General features: G+C 35.2%; 15 protein-coding genes. 5 read left to right on the top strand and 10 right to left on the bottom strand.

Annotated elements, in window-relative coordinates; genetic code table 11:
* Positions 1-153: 153 nt before the first annotated feature.
* The 5 genes from A3EM_RS0119885 to A3EM_RS0119865 all read right to left on the bottom strand — a co-directional run bounded on the left by A3EM_RS0119885 (position 154) and on the right by A3EM_RS0119865 (position 3,976).
* The gene (locus A3EM_RS0119885) at positions 154-561 is read right to left on the bottom strand and encodes a hypothetical protein (protein ID WP_020530000.1); all 408 of its coding nucleotides are present in this window, start codon (positions 559-561) and stop codon (positions 154-156) included.
* A 71-nt stretch (positions 562-632) separates the two neighbouring features.
* On the bottom strand, positions 633-1,484 hold the full coding sequence (locus A3EM_RS0119880; protein WP_020529999.1) for a beta/alpha barrel domain-containing protein: 852 nt from the start codon (positions 1,482-1,484) through the stop codon (positions 633-635).
* Between the two features lie 12 nt (positions 1,485-1,496).
* Positions 1,497-2,144, bottom strand: coding sequence for a PAQR family membrane homeostasis protein TrhA (gene trhA / locus A3EM_RS0119875; RefSeq protein WP_020529998.1), 648 nt, complete (start codon positions 2,142-2,144; stop codon positions 1,497-1,499).
* A gap of 258 nt (positions 2,145-2,402) precedes the next feature.
* Positions 2,403-3,170: an acyl-CoA desaturase gene (locus A3EM_RS0119870; protein ID WP_020529997.1), complete on the bottom strand. Its 768-nt coding sequence runs from the start codon at positions 3,168-3,170 to the stop codon at positions 2,403-2,405.
* A gap of 194 nt (positions 3,171-3,364) precedes the next feature.
* Positions 3,365-3,976, bottom strand: coding sequence for a sigma-70 family RNA polymerase sigma factor (locus A3EM_RS0119865; RefSeq protein WP_085948282.1), 612 nt, complete (start codon positions 3,974-3,976; stop codon positions 3,365-3,367).
* A 333-nt stretch (positions 3,977-4,309) separates the two neighbouring features.
* On the opposite strand from A3EM_RS0119865, the gene A3EM_RS0119860 reads away from it, so the two are divergent.
* Complete coding sequence (locus A3EM_RS0119860) at positions 4,310-6,016, top strand: DEAD/DEAH box helicase (RefSeq protein ID WP_044239172.1); 1,707 nt, start codon at positions 4,310-4,312, stop codon at positions 6,014-6,016.
* A 154-nt stretch (positions 6,017-6,170) separates the two neighbouring features.
* Here A3EM_RS0119860 and A3EM_RS0119855 read toward each other — a convergent pair whose 3' ends face one another.
* The 3 genes from A3EM_RS0119855 to A3EM_RS0119845 form a co-directional block, all read right to left on the bottom strand.
* Complete coding sequence (locus A3EM_RS0119855; protein ID WP_020529994.1) at positions 6,171-6,917, bottom strand: tetratricopeptide repeat protein; 747 nt, start codon at positions 6,915-6,917, stop codon at positions 6,171-6,173.
* Positions 6,914-7,525, bottom strand: a complete 612-nt coding sequence (locus A3EM_RS0119850; RefSeq protein ID WP_020529993.1) for an RNA polymerase sigma factor — start codon at positions 7,523-7,525, stop codon at positions 6,914-6,916. Before A3EM_RS0119850 ends, A3EM_RS0119855 begins: the two co-directional genes overlap by 4 nt.
* A gap of 238 nt (positions 7,526-7,763) precedes the next feature.
* Entirely contained in the window at positions 7,764-8,549 is a 786-nt protein-coding gene (locus A3EM_RS0119845; protein WP_020529992.1) for a peptidylprolyl isomerase, read from the bottom strand.
* Positions 8,550-8,771: 222 nt separating this feature from the next.
* Between A3EM_RS0119845 and A3EM_RS0119840 the strand changes: the two genes are divergently transcribed.
* Positions 8,772-9,392 (top strand): sterol desaturase family protein, encoded by a 621-nt coding sequence (locus A3EM_RS0119840; RefSeq protein WP_020529991.1) that lies wholly within the window; start codon positions 8,772-8,774, stop codon positions 9,390-9,392.
* A 105-nt stretch (positions 9,393-9,497) separates the two neighbouring features.
* On the top strand, positions 9,498-10,871 hold the full coding sequence (locus A3EM_RS0119835) for a dipeptidase (protein ID WP_020529990.1): 1,374 nt from the start codon (positions 9,498-9,500) through the stop codon (positions 10,869-10,871).
* 53 nt (positions 10,872-10,924) lie between these two features.
* On the opposite strand, the gene A3EM_RS0119830 is transcribed toward A3EM_RS0119835, so the two are convergent.
* Positions 10,925-12,127, bottom strand: coding sequence for an NAD(P)-dependent oxidoreductase (locus tag A3EM_RS0119830; protein ID WP_020529989.1), 1,203 nt, complete (start codon positions 12,125-12,127; stop codon positions 10,925-10,927).
* Between the two features lie 264 nt (positions 12,128-12,391).
* On the opposite strand from A3EM_RS0119830, the gene A3EM_RS0119820 reads away from it, so the two are divergent.
* The gene (locus A3EM_RS0119820; RefSeq protein ID WP_020529988.1) at positions 12,392-12,811 is read left to right on the top strand and encodes a nucleoside-diphosphate kinase; all 420 of its coding nucleotides are present in this window, start codon (positions 12,392-12,394) and stop codon (positions 12,809-12,811) included.
* A 77-nt stretch (positions 12,812-12,888) separates the two neighbouring features.
* Here the strand turns inward: A3EM_RS0119820 and A3EM_RS0119815 are convergent, their stop codons facing one another.
* Entirely contained in the window at positions 12,889-13,701 is an 813-nt protein-coding gene (locus tag A3EM_RS0119815) for a prolipoprotein diacylglyceryl transferase (protein WP_044239168.1), read from the bottom strand.
* Between the two features lie 118 nt (positions 13,702-13,819).
* On the opposite strand from A3EM_RS0119815, the gene A3EM_RS0119810 reads away from it, so the two are divergent.
* Positions 13,820-14,770 carry an NAD(P)-dependent oxidoreductase gene (locus A3EM_RS0119810; protein WP_020529986.1) on the top strand — a complete coding sequence of 317 codons (951 nt, stop codon included), beginning with the start codon at positions 13,820-13,822 and terminating at the stop codon, positions 14,768-14,770.
* Positions 14,771-14,950: the final 180 nt, after the last annotated feature.

The raw sequence follows: 14,950 nt of genomic DNA, 5'->3' as shown, positions 1-14,950 counted from the left end.
TTGTATTCAATGCATAAATGATATTGCAGGAAGAAAATTACGAGATGTGGCCTGCCTTTAAATATAGGCAGGTGCAATCAAAAAGACTAGCGCCTGAATGAGGAATTGTTGGAAAATCAGAGCTTATTGCAAATCTGTAAAATTAACTTTAGGCTATTCAGCAAGCCATTTTCTTCCGGCTTCCAAATTGTCGAAATATTGGGTTTGGAAGGCTGCTTCCTGTTCCATCGTTTGCTCAATACTCACTTGTGGGAAAATGTATTCCGGCACAACAAAAGCCAATTTTTTGGTGCCACTTTTTACCAGCCTGGGGAATAGATTATCATTTATCCAATTCTGATATTCCGGGGTAATTATAAACCTGAACTTTAAAGTATCAACAAGATGTTTCTCGATATTATACTTTTCAGAGATATCACCTATTACCATATGTTCAGATTTATATTCTTTTTCGGTAAAGTTAACCGTTTCTTCGGTCCAGTGATATTCGATTATATCCTTATTTTTAGTAATTCTGAGATACTTACTTTGATATAAAACTTCAGGTTGTTCTTGTTCCATTAAATACTAGTCAAAAAAATGGGTTTATTTTACAAATAGTTTAAAAAAATACTATAATTTCAAAATAAAACTCAATTTTTATCAAATAGTTTTGATTTTATATATAGCGCTTTTTCGAAAGCCGCAAAATTTATATCAGGGACCTGATTGATAGTTTTTAGAAATTCAACAAGGGTAATTGTATTTAGATTTCCAACTAATTCATTTTTGGCCATGGGGCAGCCTCCCATTCCTCCGATTGCCCCATCAATTCTCCTGCATCCAGAGTTGAAAACAGCTGTTATTTTTTCCAGAGAAGAGGTTGGAGTAGTATGTAAATGAGCCCCAATTTCCATGTTAGGGAAGAGGGGAATAATTGAATTGAAAATTTTGGTAATTAATTCTGGTGTAGCAGAACCAATTGTATCAGCCAAAGAGATGATTTTGATATCAATAGCTAAAAGTTTTTGGATAAACTGCTCTATAATAGCCTCATTATACGGTTCTCCATAGGGATTACCAAAACCCATAGAAATGTAAATCACCAGTTTCTTTTGAGTTTTTATACATATTTCCTGAATGCTCTTTACAGTATCAAATGCTTCTGAAATACTCTTATTTGTATTTCTTTGCTGGAATGTTTCTGATATCGATAAAGGAAAACCTAAAAATTGAATTTGATTAAATACTGCAGCCTCTTCTGCTCCTCTGGTATTGGCTACAATGGCCAAAAGGTCTGAGCGGGTACTTTCCATGTCTAATCCTGCCAATACCTCCTTTGTATCCTTCATCTGAGGAATGGCTTTAGGGGAAACAAAACTTCCGAAATCTACGGTATCAAACCCCACCTTTAAAATGGAATTGATATACTCAATTTTTCTTTCGGTGGGAATAAATTGGGAAAGCCCCTGCATTGCATCCCTGGGGCATTCAATTATTTTCATAATATTATTGATTTATGCCTGTAAGGTGATGATAGACATGAGTATGGCAACGTAATGACAAATACTTGCTGCCAATACAAAAATATGCCAGATTGCATGGTTATAGGGAAGTTTTTCCCATAAATAAAAGACGACACCAAGGGTATATAAACCTCCGCCCACACACAATAGAATAAAACTTGAAGCAGGCAGGTTGTCAAGGAATGATTCAGGGGCAAATACCAGAATCCAGCCCATAAGCAAATAGATTATGGTAGACAGATAGTTGTATTTTTGAGTGAAAAATATTTTAAAAACAATTCCCAAAAGGGTGAGCCCCCAAAGAATTGAAAGAATGGTGATTCCGGCAGGGGTAAGGAAATAAATCAGGATAAAAGGAGTATAACTTCCGGCAATTAAAAAGTAAATACTGATATGGTCGAGTGTTCTAAGAACTTCGGTGACTTTCGGTATTTTAATACTATGGTAAAGTGTGGAAAAGGTATAAACCATCAGGAAAGAAAATCCATAAATACTCACACCAACTATTCCTGAAATACTTTCCTGGCTAATTGAAAATCCAATTAAAATTGGAATTGAAATAATGCCAAATAACAATCCAAATCCATGGGAAATACTATTGGCAAGCTCGTTTTTTATATGTTGTGCTGTTAGAGTCATTTTCAATAGATTTTAATAAATTATAAAATTCTACCAGTAGCAAAGGAGCTAAATTTATATAGCAAGTTACTTGTTGGTAATCAGTTGATTAGCGCGATTTAAAACAATGACTGATTAGTCCTGGCTGCACTGGTAATCTGTCCTATAAATTTAAGCTATTCAGTGGGGTAAACCAATAATATTTCAGGTTTGGAAATTAGATTTTGGACAAAAAAAAACGGGATTATTCATCCCGTTCTAATTATAATTTTTATTAAATTATGCAGCTTCTCGAATAGCTTCTAAATTCAATTCTTTTTGATTTTTCAACTTGATAATTCCCATTTTGCTAAATAGGGAAATAAAAATATAGGTTGGATCAATTTCATGCCATCTGATTCCTCCAAAATTAGCTCTGTTACCATATTTATGGTGATTATTATGGTAGCTTTCCCCCATCATCAGGAAGTCAAATGGAAGGAAGTTTTTAGAAGTATCCCCAACTTTAAAGTTAGTATATCCATACTTATGGGCAAACCAGTTAATGATTGCGCCATGGATTGGTGATAACAGGAATTGAGCTGGTAATAATAACCATAACCACCATGTAGTAGCAAATTCCATATAGAAAAGCACATATAAACCTCCCCAGAAAATTCTCGATACCCATGATCTGGCGAATTTATCGAAGAAATCCCATCTTGGAACACCTTCAGTAAATCTTGAATCAACTTTTGTTTTTCCCCCCGCAATTCCTGAATATATAGTTTTGGTTTTCCACATCATTTTCCAAATACTTTCATCATATTTTGGAGAGTGCGGATCATTTGGGGTATCTGCAAATGCATGGTGCATTCGGTGCATTACTCCATAGCCATAAGGGCTTAGGTAATTTGATCCCTGAAAAATCCAGGTCAGTACAAAAAATACCTTTTCGGTAAATTTTGACATGGTGAAAGACCCATGAGAGGCATATCTGTGCAAGAAGAATGTTTGAAAAAATAAGGATAAATACCAGTGTGCAATAAAAAAAGCTATTATTATCATAATGTGAATTTTAGTTATAAATCGTAACCTCGACCGTTGTTTTTTTAATGAATAAACTTTTGTTTATTATTAAAGACAAGGCCGAATTGGTTTTGTGACAGATTTGATAAAAAAAAATATTTTTTTTTGTAAAAAATGAAAATTAGCTAGGAAATCAGCTGTGAGGTTGAATTAGAAAGGTAAATAAAATTAACCTAACTAAATTTTAGGGAGAGTTCTTTTTTAATCTCCTGAATAAAATCATTAGGATGGCCAATTTTACATGACTCCTTAAAACTTTCCAGAAACCGGGTATGTTTGGAAATATCCAAATTGAATTTGAAGGGTTTTAGGGTCAGCTTTTCTTTAGCTCTGCAGAAAATCTGCCGACAGTTATCCTTCTTTTTGTCAAATAAAACCTGGAGCTCTTCATAATCAAAATCAAACACCTCTCTAAGGATAAAAATCGCCTGTTCCAAAGGCTCCAGTTTTTTGTGAATTACAGCAAGGGCTTCGGAAAGTTCATTTTCCAGGTCAATTTTTGGTGCTTCCCAGTCTATATATTTTTTTACCAAATCACTTGAATTAATATTTTCAAGATATTCGTCCTTCTTTCTTTTTAAAGAATTAATGTGATTGATACTGTTATTGGTCACAGCCCTGATCAGGTATGATTTATTATTTTTTATCTTATCCTGATCCACTGTAAGCCATTTTAGAAAAGTATCCTGAACAATATCTTCGGCATCAGAAAATGAACCGACCATCTTCAAGGCGATTGAATATAGGATGGGATGATATAATGATATGGTTTGCGCTTCTGTCAAAATGCTAAAAAATAAGCTGCAAATTTAAGCTGAATTTAGTAATAACAATAAAAATAGAAAAGTATTTTGGTTTAAATATAAGCTAATTGGTGTTTTTTTTAATTTTTCTGGTAGTTCTTTGAAATATCTATTCTAATAATGCAGAAATCTGACCTTTATTTTTCATCAATATTTTCAAATTAGATGAGGGTAAATTGAAATAAATCAAAAAATCAATCTAATTTTGCGGCTTTATTGAACAGGGGGCTAAAAATTAGTTTCCAAATTATATTAATAAACCCGAATATTCCGGACATGGGGGAAAAGTGTTTGGAATGGGTTAAAAAAGCGTATATGAATACATTCGAAGAGATTGGGTTAGGGCCGGAAATTGTAAAAGCTGTGAGTGATCTTGGATATGAAAATCCAACTGAGATTCAGCAAAAGGCAATTCCTTATGTTTTATCCTCTCAAACAGATTTAGTCGCATTGGCACAAACAGGTACAGGGAAAACTGCTGCATTTAGTTTGCCTGTATTGGAAAAAATTGATATTGATGAAAAATCAGTTCAATGTCTGGTTCTCTGTCCGACAAGAGAGCTTTGCCTTCAAATTACAAAAGATATTGAAGGTTTCTCCAAGTATATGAAAAAACTTGATGTAATACCAGTTTATGGAGGCACAAGTATTGACAAGCAAATCAGAGACCTGAAAAGAGGTGGGCAAATCGTAGTGGGCACGCCCGGTAGAATTATCGATTTGCTTAAAAGAAAGAAGTTAAACATTCAAAATATCCGTTGGCTGGTATTAGATGAAGCTGATGAAATGCTTTCTATGGGATTTAAGGACGATTTAGATACCATCCTTTCTGAAACACCAGAAGAAAGACAAACTTTATTGTTTTCGGCAACTATGCCAAGGGAAATTGCCTCCATTGCCGAAAACTACATGCATGACCCAATGGAAATCTCTGTGGGTAAAAAGAATAATGCCTCTAACAATGTAAAACACGAGTATTATGTGGTACATGCCCGGGATAGATACAATGCCTTAAAAAGGATAGCAGATATGAACCCTGATATTTATGGTATTGTATTTTGCAGAACACGAAAGGAAACCAAAGATGTTGCGGATCAATTGATGCAGGATGGTTATAATGCGGATGCTCTCCACGGAGACCTTTCTCAGGCCCAGAGAGATCAGGTAATGGGCAAGTTTAGGGTGAAGCATTTGCAAATCCTTGTAGCTACTGATGTGGCAGCCAGAGGTTTGGATGTAAATGATTTGACCCATGTAATCAACTACAATCTTCCAGATGATATCGAGGTATATATTCACAGGAGTGGTAGAACAGGAAGAGCAGGGAAAAATGGTGTTTCTATCGCAATTGCACATTCCAGAGAGATTGGCAGGGTGAGGGATGTAGAAAGGAAAGTTGGGCAGAAGTTTGAAAGGAAAATGGTGCCAGGAGGAAAGGAAATCTGCGAAAAACAACTTTTTAACCTGGTAGATAAAGTGGAAAATGTGGAGGTGAATGATGACCAGATCGAAGAATATTTATCTGTCATTTATAAAAAGCTGGAGTGGTTGAACCGGGAAGATTTAATTAAAAGGTTTGTATCTGTAGAGTTCAATAGATTTCTTTCATATTATGAAGATGCACCTGATTTGAATGTTACTGTAAGAGATAGAAATGACAGGAGGAATGACAGAAGGGGAGACCGAAATGACAGAAATGGCAGGGATAGAGATCGGGGAAATAGAGGGAATTTTGCACGGTTTTTCCTTAACCTGGGCAATAAGGACAATCTTACTGCAGGTAAGTTAATTGGAATTATTAATGAACAACCTGCTTTGAGAAAAATTGATATTGGAAAAATTGACATCATGAATAATTTCTCCTTCTTTGAAGTGGATAAAAAGCATGAAAGAGACTTACTGGGAGCCTTGAATGGAGTGGATTATGAGGGTAGTGCGATTTCTGTTGAAGTAGCCAGAAGTAAAGAATCCAACACTGGATTTGGGGGTAGAGCTAAAAGGAGAAAAAGAAGGATGTATTAAAACACCCTTTAAATTTATAAAACAAAAAAAGCTATCCTGTGTGGATAGCTTTTTTTATATCTGTAAAAAGGTAAAGCCAAAAAATTTGGTGATTAAGCTATTCTATGATTGGATTCTATTGATAGTCAGGTCTCAACAAACTATGACATTTGGCTTACCCTTTTATTTTTAGAATTCGGAGTTTAATTATTTGCCAATTGGATATTTGATCATTGTACAAGTGATCTTCATTGTCTTTTATTTTTTCAAATAAGGCTAGTGCCTGATCGTAATGTTCACTTTTAAGCTCTGACAAGGCCAAATACCATTCAGCGTTTTCGGATAGATTGGAAGAATTATCTTGGATTACTTTAATAAAACAATTTTTTGCTTCTTCTGGTTTGTTTAAACCCAAAAATGCATTTCCTGCATAAAAGTTTGCTTTTGCATTATTTCCATAGGCAGGTGATTGATTGAACTGCTCTATCACAGATTCGAAGTCTCCTTCATGATAGGAATTTAGGAGTGCATTCAAATCGCTTTCTTCCGCATTTCTTGCCTGATAGTTGAAAAGTTGCTGGTTGTCCAAAATATTCTGCTTATTGATCAGGGAAGCCTGTACCAATATTCCTGATAGGATTAAGACCAGTACTGCAGCAATATATTTCATTCTTGGAAAGATAGGGACCACAATTGATTCCTTTTCTTCCATAAATTTGTTATGGACTGATTTTAATTCTTCATAAATGCCATACTCTTTTACAAGATTAGCTGCCGTTATGTACTGCTCTACTTCAGCTGCAAATTCTTTATCCGTTGATAACTTTTGTTCAAATGATGTTTTGGTTTTACCAGATAAATTTCCCTTTAAAAAAAGGTCTATTTGTGCTAGCTTTTCTTGGTCGTTATTAAAATTTGTCATTTTAGTAATAAGTTTTTAAAAGTAGCCTTTAAATCAGGGTTTTGTTCCAATAAACTTATTAGTGATTTCATGCATTTCCCTTTCTGATTACTTACCACCTGAACATTTTTATATTCCAGTTTTTCGGCTAATTCTTTTAGGGTTAAATCTTCATAATAAAATGCGACTAAAATTTGCTTGCATTTTTCACCAAGCTGACCAAAAATCTGAAGAAGGTTTTCTTTTTTCTCTTTTTCTTCAAATTCCCTGTCAAACCTTGTCGTTTTTTGGAAATTTTGCTCGTGATATTTCTCTTCCCTGTTAGAAACTGAAAATTGTTTGTTTTTCAAATCCTTCCAGCGAAATTTACATATTGAATACAAACAGGTCTTTATTTTGGATTCTCCTCTGAACTTACCAGTTCTGACCATATTTACAAAAACGACCATTACTTCCTGAAATACGTCTTCTGCATCTTCAGGAGAACCGCCATTTCTCAAAATATGTCCGGCAAGAGAATCAAAGTTGTCTTTGTATAATTGAGAGAAGCATTTCTCTAAATTCTTCCCCTGTTGTATAAGTCTGACAATTTCTTTATCGGAAAAATTACCCGATACATTGAATATCATTATATCCTATTAGTTAGTGGTGTTGGATTATAAAAATATAACCTAATTGTTAAGTTTTTTTTTGAGTAATAACGGATTTTTTTGTAAACATGATCTAGCTAAATGCTTACTGTCTGATTATCAGTAAATTATAATTTTGTGAATTTAACATTTTATTCACCAATTATATTTTATTTCTGTAAATTTCTTGTTTGAATTACTCAAATAAAGATGACATTAGGAAAATTAAAAGGTAAAATCAGTTTTGATTTTGGATGATTTCTGTGCTGATGATAGACACATCCTTTATGGGCCAATTATCTTCAGGTGAGACCTCCTCCTGTGCAATTTTGATCACTATCTCCATCCCTTCTATTACTTCTCCAAATACTGTGTGTTCTCCATCCAGGTTGGCGGTCCCTCCAATAGTAGTATAAATTTCGGTTTGGTATGGTGAAAAAGTGACATTATTTTCTTTTGCCAGGGCATCTAATTGGAGTTGATTATACACTGTGCCAAGCACTATGTAAAAATCAAACGGAGTAGATCTTTTGGTGGGATTGTTTTCGTAATTTCGGGCAGCTGCAATTGCACCTTTTTTATGAATGTTTTTTGGTTGGAATTCAGCGGGAATGGTGTATTTCCCAAATTTTCTTTTTTTGCCTTTATGTTGTAATTCGTCTGTATCTCCACCCTGAACCACAAAGTCCTTGATTACTCTGTAAAATTCAGTATTATCGAAATATTTATAGGTGGCAAGCCTAAGGAAGTTTGCTTTGTGAAGAGGCGTATTTTCATATAATTGAATCGTAATATCTCCAAAATTGGTTTTAATAATTACTTTATCTTCAGCATGGTCCTCTCCAAATAAAGTAAGGACTTCTACTACATTTTTATCTTTAAGAGGCCGGAGTTTTTCCTCTTTTTTCTTCGTTTTTTTTGTTGCAGGACCGGTGTTTGAGGATTGTTCTTCTTTGTTTTTATCGCAAGATCCGATGAGTAGGCAACAAAAAAAAATGAGTATAGTGTTAATCTTTGCATCCATTATTATGAAAATTCTTGTTAGTTGTAAGATTGAAATAGGAGAGTTTCTTTAATTCCTGAAAGATACAATACAAATCTAATTATTTGAGAGATTTGATTTCCTTTTTATATCAGAAAACAATTCGGAAGAAAAAATTATTTAAGGATTAAAAAGTATAATTGGCAGATTATTTTTTTAGTATTAGTTTTGCCACTTGGATAATTATAACTTTAAAATTGATAAATGGAGACTACAAAAGTAACACCTAAAAATGTAGGGAAAAAGCAGTTGTTTGAGAACCCCATTTTAGAAAGACTAACCAGAACCCATATTTCCATTCCTCTTATTATTTTTAATGTTGGAGGAATTGCCATGATATATTATGGAATCACCAACGGGTTAATTAATGCCGTTGAAGTTATAATTTCATATGTAATTGGTGTGCTTGCTTTTTCTTTGGTTGAATATCTGATGCACAGATATGTTTTCCATATGGAACCAACCAATAAAGTAAAAGCTAATATTCAGTATAAGTTTCATGGAGTACATCATGAATATCCTAAGGACAAGGAAAGGCTTGCCATGCCTCCGGTAGTGAGTATCGTTTTGGTATGCATATTATTCCTTTTGTTCAGGCTGGTGATGGGTAATTTGGTTTTTGGATTTTTACCCGGCTTTTTGTTTGGCTATACAGCATATTTATGGGTACACTACATTGTTCATGCTTTCAGACCTCCTTCCAATATTTTTAAAGTGCTATGGGTTCACCATGGTATTCATCATTATAAAGATAATGAAAGAGCTTTTGGAGTATCATCTCCATTATGGGATTTTATATTCAGAACAATGCCCAGAGAGGGATAAATTATAATATTTTTGAAATTAAGAAAGCCACATTTTGTTGTGGCTTTTTTTATTCTCTAGATTTGAGTAAATATGGTTGCATTCCAATAAAATAACACCAGAAAAATGAATAAATACATTAAAGAAAATGAACAAAGGTTTATTGAGGAATTATTAGATTTATTAAAAATTCCCTCTGTGAGTACCGATAAAAAGTTTAAGCCGGATGTATTAAAAGCTGCAGATTTTTTGAAGGAAAAGCTGGAAAAAGCCGGAGCGGATAAAGTAGAGATTTGTCCTACTGAAGGCAATCCGATTGTGTACGGTGAAAAACTTATTGATAAAAACCTCCCTACCGTTTTAGTTTATGGCCATTACGATGTTCAGCCAGCTGACCCGATTGAGTTGTGGAAATCTCCTCCCTTTCAGCCGGAAATAAGGGATGGGAAAATTTATGCCAGAGGGGCATGTGATGATAAGGGGCAAATGTATATGCATGTAAAGGCATTTGAAACGATGATGGAAACAGGAAATCTCACCTGTAATGTCAAATTTATGCTGGAGGGAGAAGAAGAAATAGGATCTGAACATTTGGTGGATTTTGTAAAAGAAAACAAAGAAAAAATTGCGGCTGATGTGATTCTTATTTCCGACACAGGAATGATTTCAAATGAAATTCCATCCATTACAGTCGGATTAAGAGGGCTGAGTTATCTGGAGGTTGAAGTAACCGGACCGAACAGGGATTTGCACTCCGGATTGTATGGTGGAGCTGTGCCTAATCCATTGAATATTTTGGCGGAGATGATTGCTGCCTTGAAAGATGAATATCAATGTATCAATATTCCAGGGTTTTATGAGGATGTTGAAGATCTTTCCAGGGAAGACAGGAAGGCCATGGCTCAGGCCCCTTTTAGCCTTGAAGATTTTAAAAAGGAGATTGGGCTAAAGGATGTGGAAGGGGAGGTAAATTATTCTACCTTAGAGCGGGTTTCGATTCGACCTACGTTGGATGTAAATGGAATTTGGGGTGGGTATATGGAAGAAGGAGCCAAAACGGTAATTCCTTCGAAAGCTTATGCAAAAATTTCCATGCGGCTTGTGCCTCATCAAAGCTCAGAAAAAATTACGCAATTATTCACAGACTATTTTACCCAGATCGCTCCAAAAAGTGTATCGGTGAAGGTCACTCCCCATCATGGTGGGGAACCGGTGGTTATCCCTACTGATTCTGTTGCCTACCTGGCTGCCAGCCAGGCTTATGAGGACACTTTTAAAAGAAAACCTGTGCCAATGAGGGGAGGAGGAAGTATTCCCATTGTAGCCATGTTTAAGGATGAGTTAGGACTGGATTCCATTATGATGGGTTTTGGATTAGACTCTGATGCTATCCATTCTCCCAATGAGCATTTTGGTATTTTTAACTATATGAAAGGCATAGAAACTATACCTTTGTTTTATAAGTATTATGCCGAAATGACTAAAAAGGCAAAAAGTTAAATCTGAATTATAAAAAAGGCTGGTAACCTATTTACTCTGGTTACCAGTCTTTTCTATTGATTTACATAATCTTCCAAATATAAATAATTTCCGTAAAGCTTACCATTCTCTGCAATGGTTGCTCTTTTAATAATTTCCTCTTTATCTTCAATAATTAAGCTGTCCAGTACATTTTCTATCAGTTGTTCGCCAAAAGCTATAGACGCATCTCTCGGCAGTTCATTCGGCAGGTTATCTACAGCCATAACTGTAATATTTTTGGAGGAGGAAAATGGAGGGACAACCTTGTCTTCAAAAGGATCATAATCGTAAATTGGATCATCAATAGATGAGGCTCGTTTAGTGGAAGGAATAGACCCTTCAATATCACAAGTGATATCTGCAATTACCTTTATTTTAAAATCCTCTTTCTGGGCATCATCCTGAGTAAACAGTACCGGTGCATGCGGATCCCAATAAGCTCCTGCAATAACCATATCAGTTTTGGAAAGGAATTTATCAAAATTTGAATTAAACCGTTGGGGATATTTGAAAAACTCCGCCAACTCAAAAGCTTTCCCCTCTTTGTGGTAATGATAATCTTCCATTTCCAACTGAACATAAACCGGCTCGTCATAATTATTCATAAGGAAATCCTCAGTATTTATTTTATGGATTTTCATCCCATCCAGAATTTCCATAGCTCCATGTGACACCCGGCCTCCACCCGTAAGCACTATTTTGATTGGAGGAAGTTTTACTTTTTTAAATTCCTGTCTCATTTCTGCCATGTCAAAACATTTATGGGCTGGTTTAAGCTCAAACAAACCGTGTTTTAACCCATAAGTTTTGATGGCATTATAAGCTCCTACAAGCCCTGCAAAACGGCCAAATGCAATGATTCTCTGCCCATTTGTATTCGTAAGGGTTTCGTAGTCAATAAGCCTGATTTTCTTATTTAGCACCGAAATGAGCAAATCCCGGTTATAAGCTTGTTTTTTAATGGTGTGGGAGAAAAACAGGTAAGTTTTTTGGGGTTCCAGTTCTTCAATTGGGACTTCCTTTATGCCCAAAAGTATATCACAATCGGAGATATCATCTACAAGCTCAAAGCCAGCTTTTTTGTATTCAGAATCTTTGAAACATCTGAGAGGGCTTTTTTGAACTACAATTTCAATATCTTTATACCTCTGCTTTACAATTCTGCATTGGTTTGGAGTTAAAGCTACTCTTCTATCTACAGGGAATTTCCCTTCCCTGATTATTCCAATTTTCATATATTTTGATAGTTTTATGTGTGTTTATTATCCCACAATTTTTTTGGTTAAGGAAAAACTGTGGTACGCTAAATTGCTTAATTTTATTCAGTTTAAAAATAGAAGAAGCACATTTTTTACTCCAATCGGAAGTCCTTGCCAGATGAAATTTTAGGGGATTTTAAAATAAATGTAAAAGTAATTTTTTCCAAAAACATAATATTTTAGCTTTGTGTAAACAGAAAATTTCAATAATTAAATTTTTAATTCAATAAAAAAAGGAATATGGCAACTAATAGGACCTTCACCATGATTAAACCTGATGCTTTTGGGGATGGGAAAAGTGGCGCAATTATCAAGATGATTGAAGAGGCTGGTTTTAAAATAATTGCTGCAAAAGTGACAAAATTGACGAAGGAAAGAGCTGGTCAGTTTTACGCGGTGCATAAAGAGAGACCTTTTTATTCAAGTTTGTGTGAATACATGAGCTCCGGACCAATTATGGCCATTATTTTGGAAAAAGAAAATGCGGTTGCAGATTTCAGGAAACTAATAGGTGCAACGAATCCTGCCGATGCTGCAGAAGGGACTATTAGAAAATTATATGCTAAATCCATGGAAGCCAATGCAGTACATGGTTCTGACTCTGATGAAAATGCTGCCATAGAAGGGAATTTCTATTTTTCTAAAACAGAAGAATTCTAAGCTTTTTATTGGTTTTTATCAGATAACAGCAAAAGAAACTCAGGGTTTGGGATTGATTCCAAACCCTTTTTTTATTCCTAACCTTTCTTAATTTCTTTCCTTTTTAAATTCCAATAAAAATACAATGCAGAGAGGATAACCAGTACCGAAATAAATTGGGAATGGGAAAGGTAGTTTTCAATAATAAAACCTCTGCTAATATCTCCCCTGAAAATTTCAATAAATGATCGGCCAGTTGCATATAGTATCAGGTAAGTTAAAAATACTTGTCCCTGGAAGGATTTGTTGGATTTGAGGTAGAGCAGGTAAATCAATATGATTGATATGAGTGTAATACTATATAATTGTGTGGGATGAAGTGGCGTATTTAATGGATTTGCAAGGCTGGCAGGATGGTGAAATGTAATGGAAGCAAAACCATCATGAGGTAAACCATAGCAACAGCCTGCCATCAGACAACCCATTCGTCCAAATCCATGGACAATACAGGTGGTTACCGCCATGATATCCAGCATGGGTAAAATGGGTAGTTTTTTGGATTTGAAATAAATCAGCATAGTGGGAATACAAAAAAGCAGGGAACCAAAAAAGACAAATCCGTTTTCAAAACTTTTCAAGATTTCCCCAGGGTTTTTTATGAAGAATATTGGGTCTTCAAAAAAGAAGAATATCTTTCCGCCCACTACTGCAGCCAGAATTAAGAGGATGGCAATATCTGCAGACTGATGGAAGGGGACATCAAATTGTTTTTTTGCCTGAGTGGCGGTATATAAAAAAGCAAATAATGCTCCGAGAGAGATCAGGAACCCATAACTATAAATGATAATTTCTTCGGAATAAAGACCTTGTAGAAACTCTGGTAGTTGAAATTTAAAAAGTTCAGGATGCATAAATTTAGTCCAAGCAAAATTTAAAGTCAGGCGATTTAGGTTAAAATTATTAAGACAACTGTAGCCCAAAACCAGAAGAATTATATTTTTGCCGAAAAATACAAATTTTCCGAATAACATGATAAAGTGTTTAATTATTGATCCGGCCCATCCAAGTATTATTCCCCTATTGGAAAAGATTGGTGTTTCTCCGGATTACCGCCCTGATATTACCAAAGAAGAGGTATATGATATTTTGGGAGATTATGAGGGGTTGATTGTAAGGAGTAAAATGAAATTGGATGAAAAGCTGCTGGCCAAAGGTGAAAAGCTAAAATTTATTGCCAGGGCAGGGGCAGGGGTAGATCAGATTGCAGCTGATGTTTTGGAAAAAAGGCAGATTAAACTTTTTAATGCTCCGGAGGGAAACAGGGATGCAGTAGGAGAACACACGGTAGGTATGTTGCTGTGTCTGTTGAACAAAATGCATTTGGCTAATCTGGAAATAAGGAAAAAACAATGGAGAAGGGAGGAAAACCGTGGCTATGAAATAAAGGGAAAAACTGTGGGCCTGATTGGTTATGGCAATATGGGTAAAGCGGTGGCGAAACGCCTGAGTGGATTCGGGTGTGAAGTAATTGCCTATGACATTAGAAAGAATATAAAAGGAGATGAAAATGGGAGATTGGTTAGCAAGGAAGAATTGTTTGAAAAAACAGATATTTTGAGTTTACATATTCCCCTGAATGATTTCAACCGTGCTTTAATCGATGAAGCCTATTTAAGTGGGTTCAAAAAGAATATTTACCTGATTAATATGGCCAGAGGAGAAGTTTTACCATTTAAGGCGATAAGGAAAGCACTGGAAAGTGGAAAGGTGATAGGAGCGGCTCTGGATGTGTTGGAAAATGAAAAACTGGATACACTTACTCCTGAACAATCTGCTGATTTCGATTATCTGTGTAGTTGTGACAATGTGTTGTTGACACCTCATGTGGGAGGCTGGACTTTTGAATCGTATAACAGGATTAATGAAGTTTTGGTAGAAAAAATTGACATTTACCTGAAAGCATTAGAATCTAAATCCTGAATACAAAAAAAGGAGCCTTACGGCCAGTCATGGTCGGAAGAAATTCCGACCATTTTTAATTTTAAAGATTCGTTCCGGGTTACCTCCAGCTAGATAAATCATAATGGCAATAGCAAGTTCTCTTATTTCGGTTTTAAACCTTCTTTTAGCAGTTTTATAACCAATATTATTAGCTTTTTT

It is taken from the genome of Flexithrix dorotheae DSM 6795 (assembly GCF_000379765.1).
Lineage (GTDB): Bacteria > Bacteroidota > Bacteroidia > Cytophagales > Flammeovirgaceae > Flexithrix > Flexithrix dorotheae.
The sequence above is the reverse complement of the archived record's forward strand: the minus strand, read 5'-3'. Positions and strand labels throughout refer to the sequence as shown.

What these genes read in the sequence shown, in the direction of transcription:
- A3EM_RS0119870 (WP_020529997.1), bottom strand. Translation starts at nt 3,170, where the DNA reads ATGATAATAATAGCTTTTTTTATTGCACACTGGTATTTATCCTTATTT.
- A3EM_RS0119880 (WP_020529999.1), bottom strand. Translation starts at nt 1,484, where the DNA reads ATGAAAATAATTGAATGCCCCAGGGATGCAATGCAGGGGCTTTCCCAA.
- A3EM_RS0119835 (WP_020529990.1), top strand. Translation starts at nt 9,498, where the DNA reads ATGAATAAATACATTAAAGAAAATGAACAAAGGTTTATTGAGGAATTA.
- A3EM_RS0119815 (WP_044239168.1), bottom strand. Translation starts at nt 13,701, where the DNA reads ATGCATCCTGAACTTTTTAAATTTCAACTACCAGAGTTTCTACAAGGT.
- A3EM_RS0119860 (WP_044239172.1), top strand. Translation starts at nt 4,310, where the DNA reads ATGAATACATTCGAAGAGATTGGGTTAGGGCCGGAAATTGTAAAAGCT.
- A3EM_RS0119820 (WP_020529988.1), top strand. Translation starts at nt 12,392, where the DNA reads ATGGCAACTAATAGGACCTTCACCATGATTAAACCTGATGCTTTTGGG.
- A3EM_RS0119840 (WP_020529991.1), top strand. Translation starts at nt 8,772, where the DNA reads ATGGAGACTACAAAAGTAACACCTAAAAATGTAGGGAAAAAGCAGTTG.
- A3EM_RS0119850 (WP_020529993.1), bottom strand. Translation starts at nt 7,525, where the DNA reads ATGATATTCAATGTATCGGGTAATTTTTCCGATAAAGAAATTGTCAGA.
- trhA (WP_020529998.1), bottom strand. Translation starts at nt 2,144, where the DNA reads ATGACTCTAACAGCACAACATATAAAAAACGAGCTTGCCAATAGTATT.
- A3EM_RS0119855 (WP_020529994.1), bottom strand. Translation starts at nt 6,917, where the DNA reads ATGACAAATTTTAATAACGACCAAGAAAAGCTAGCACAAATAGACCTT.
- A3EM_RS0119830 (WP_020529989.1), bottom strand. Translation starts at nt 12,127, where the DNA reads ATGAAAATTGGAATAATCAGGGAAGGGAAATTCCCTGTAGATAGAAGA.
- A3EM_RS0119845 (WP_020529992.1), bottom strand. Translation starts at nt 8,549, where the DNA reads ATGGATGCAAAGATTAACACTATACTCATTTTTTTTTGTTGCCTACTC.
- A3EM_RS0119885 (WP_020530000.1), bottom strand. Translation starts at nt 561, where the DNA reads ATGGAACAAGAACAACCTGAAGTTTTATATCAAAGTAAGTATCTCAGA.
- A3EM_RS0119810 (WP_020529986.1), top strand. Translation starts at nt 13,820, where the DNA reads ATGATAAAGTGTTTAATTATTGATCCGGCCCATCCAAGTATTATTCCC.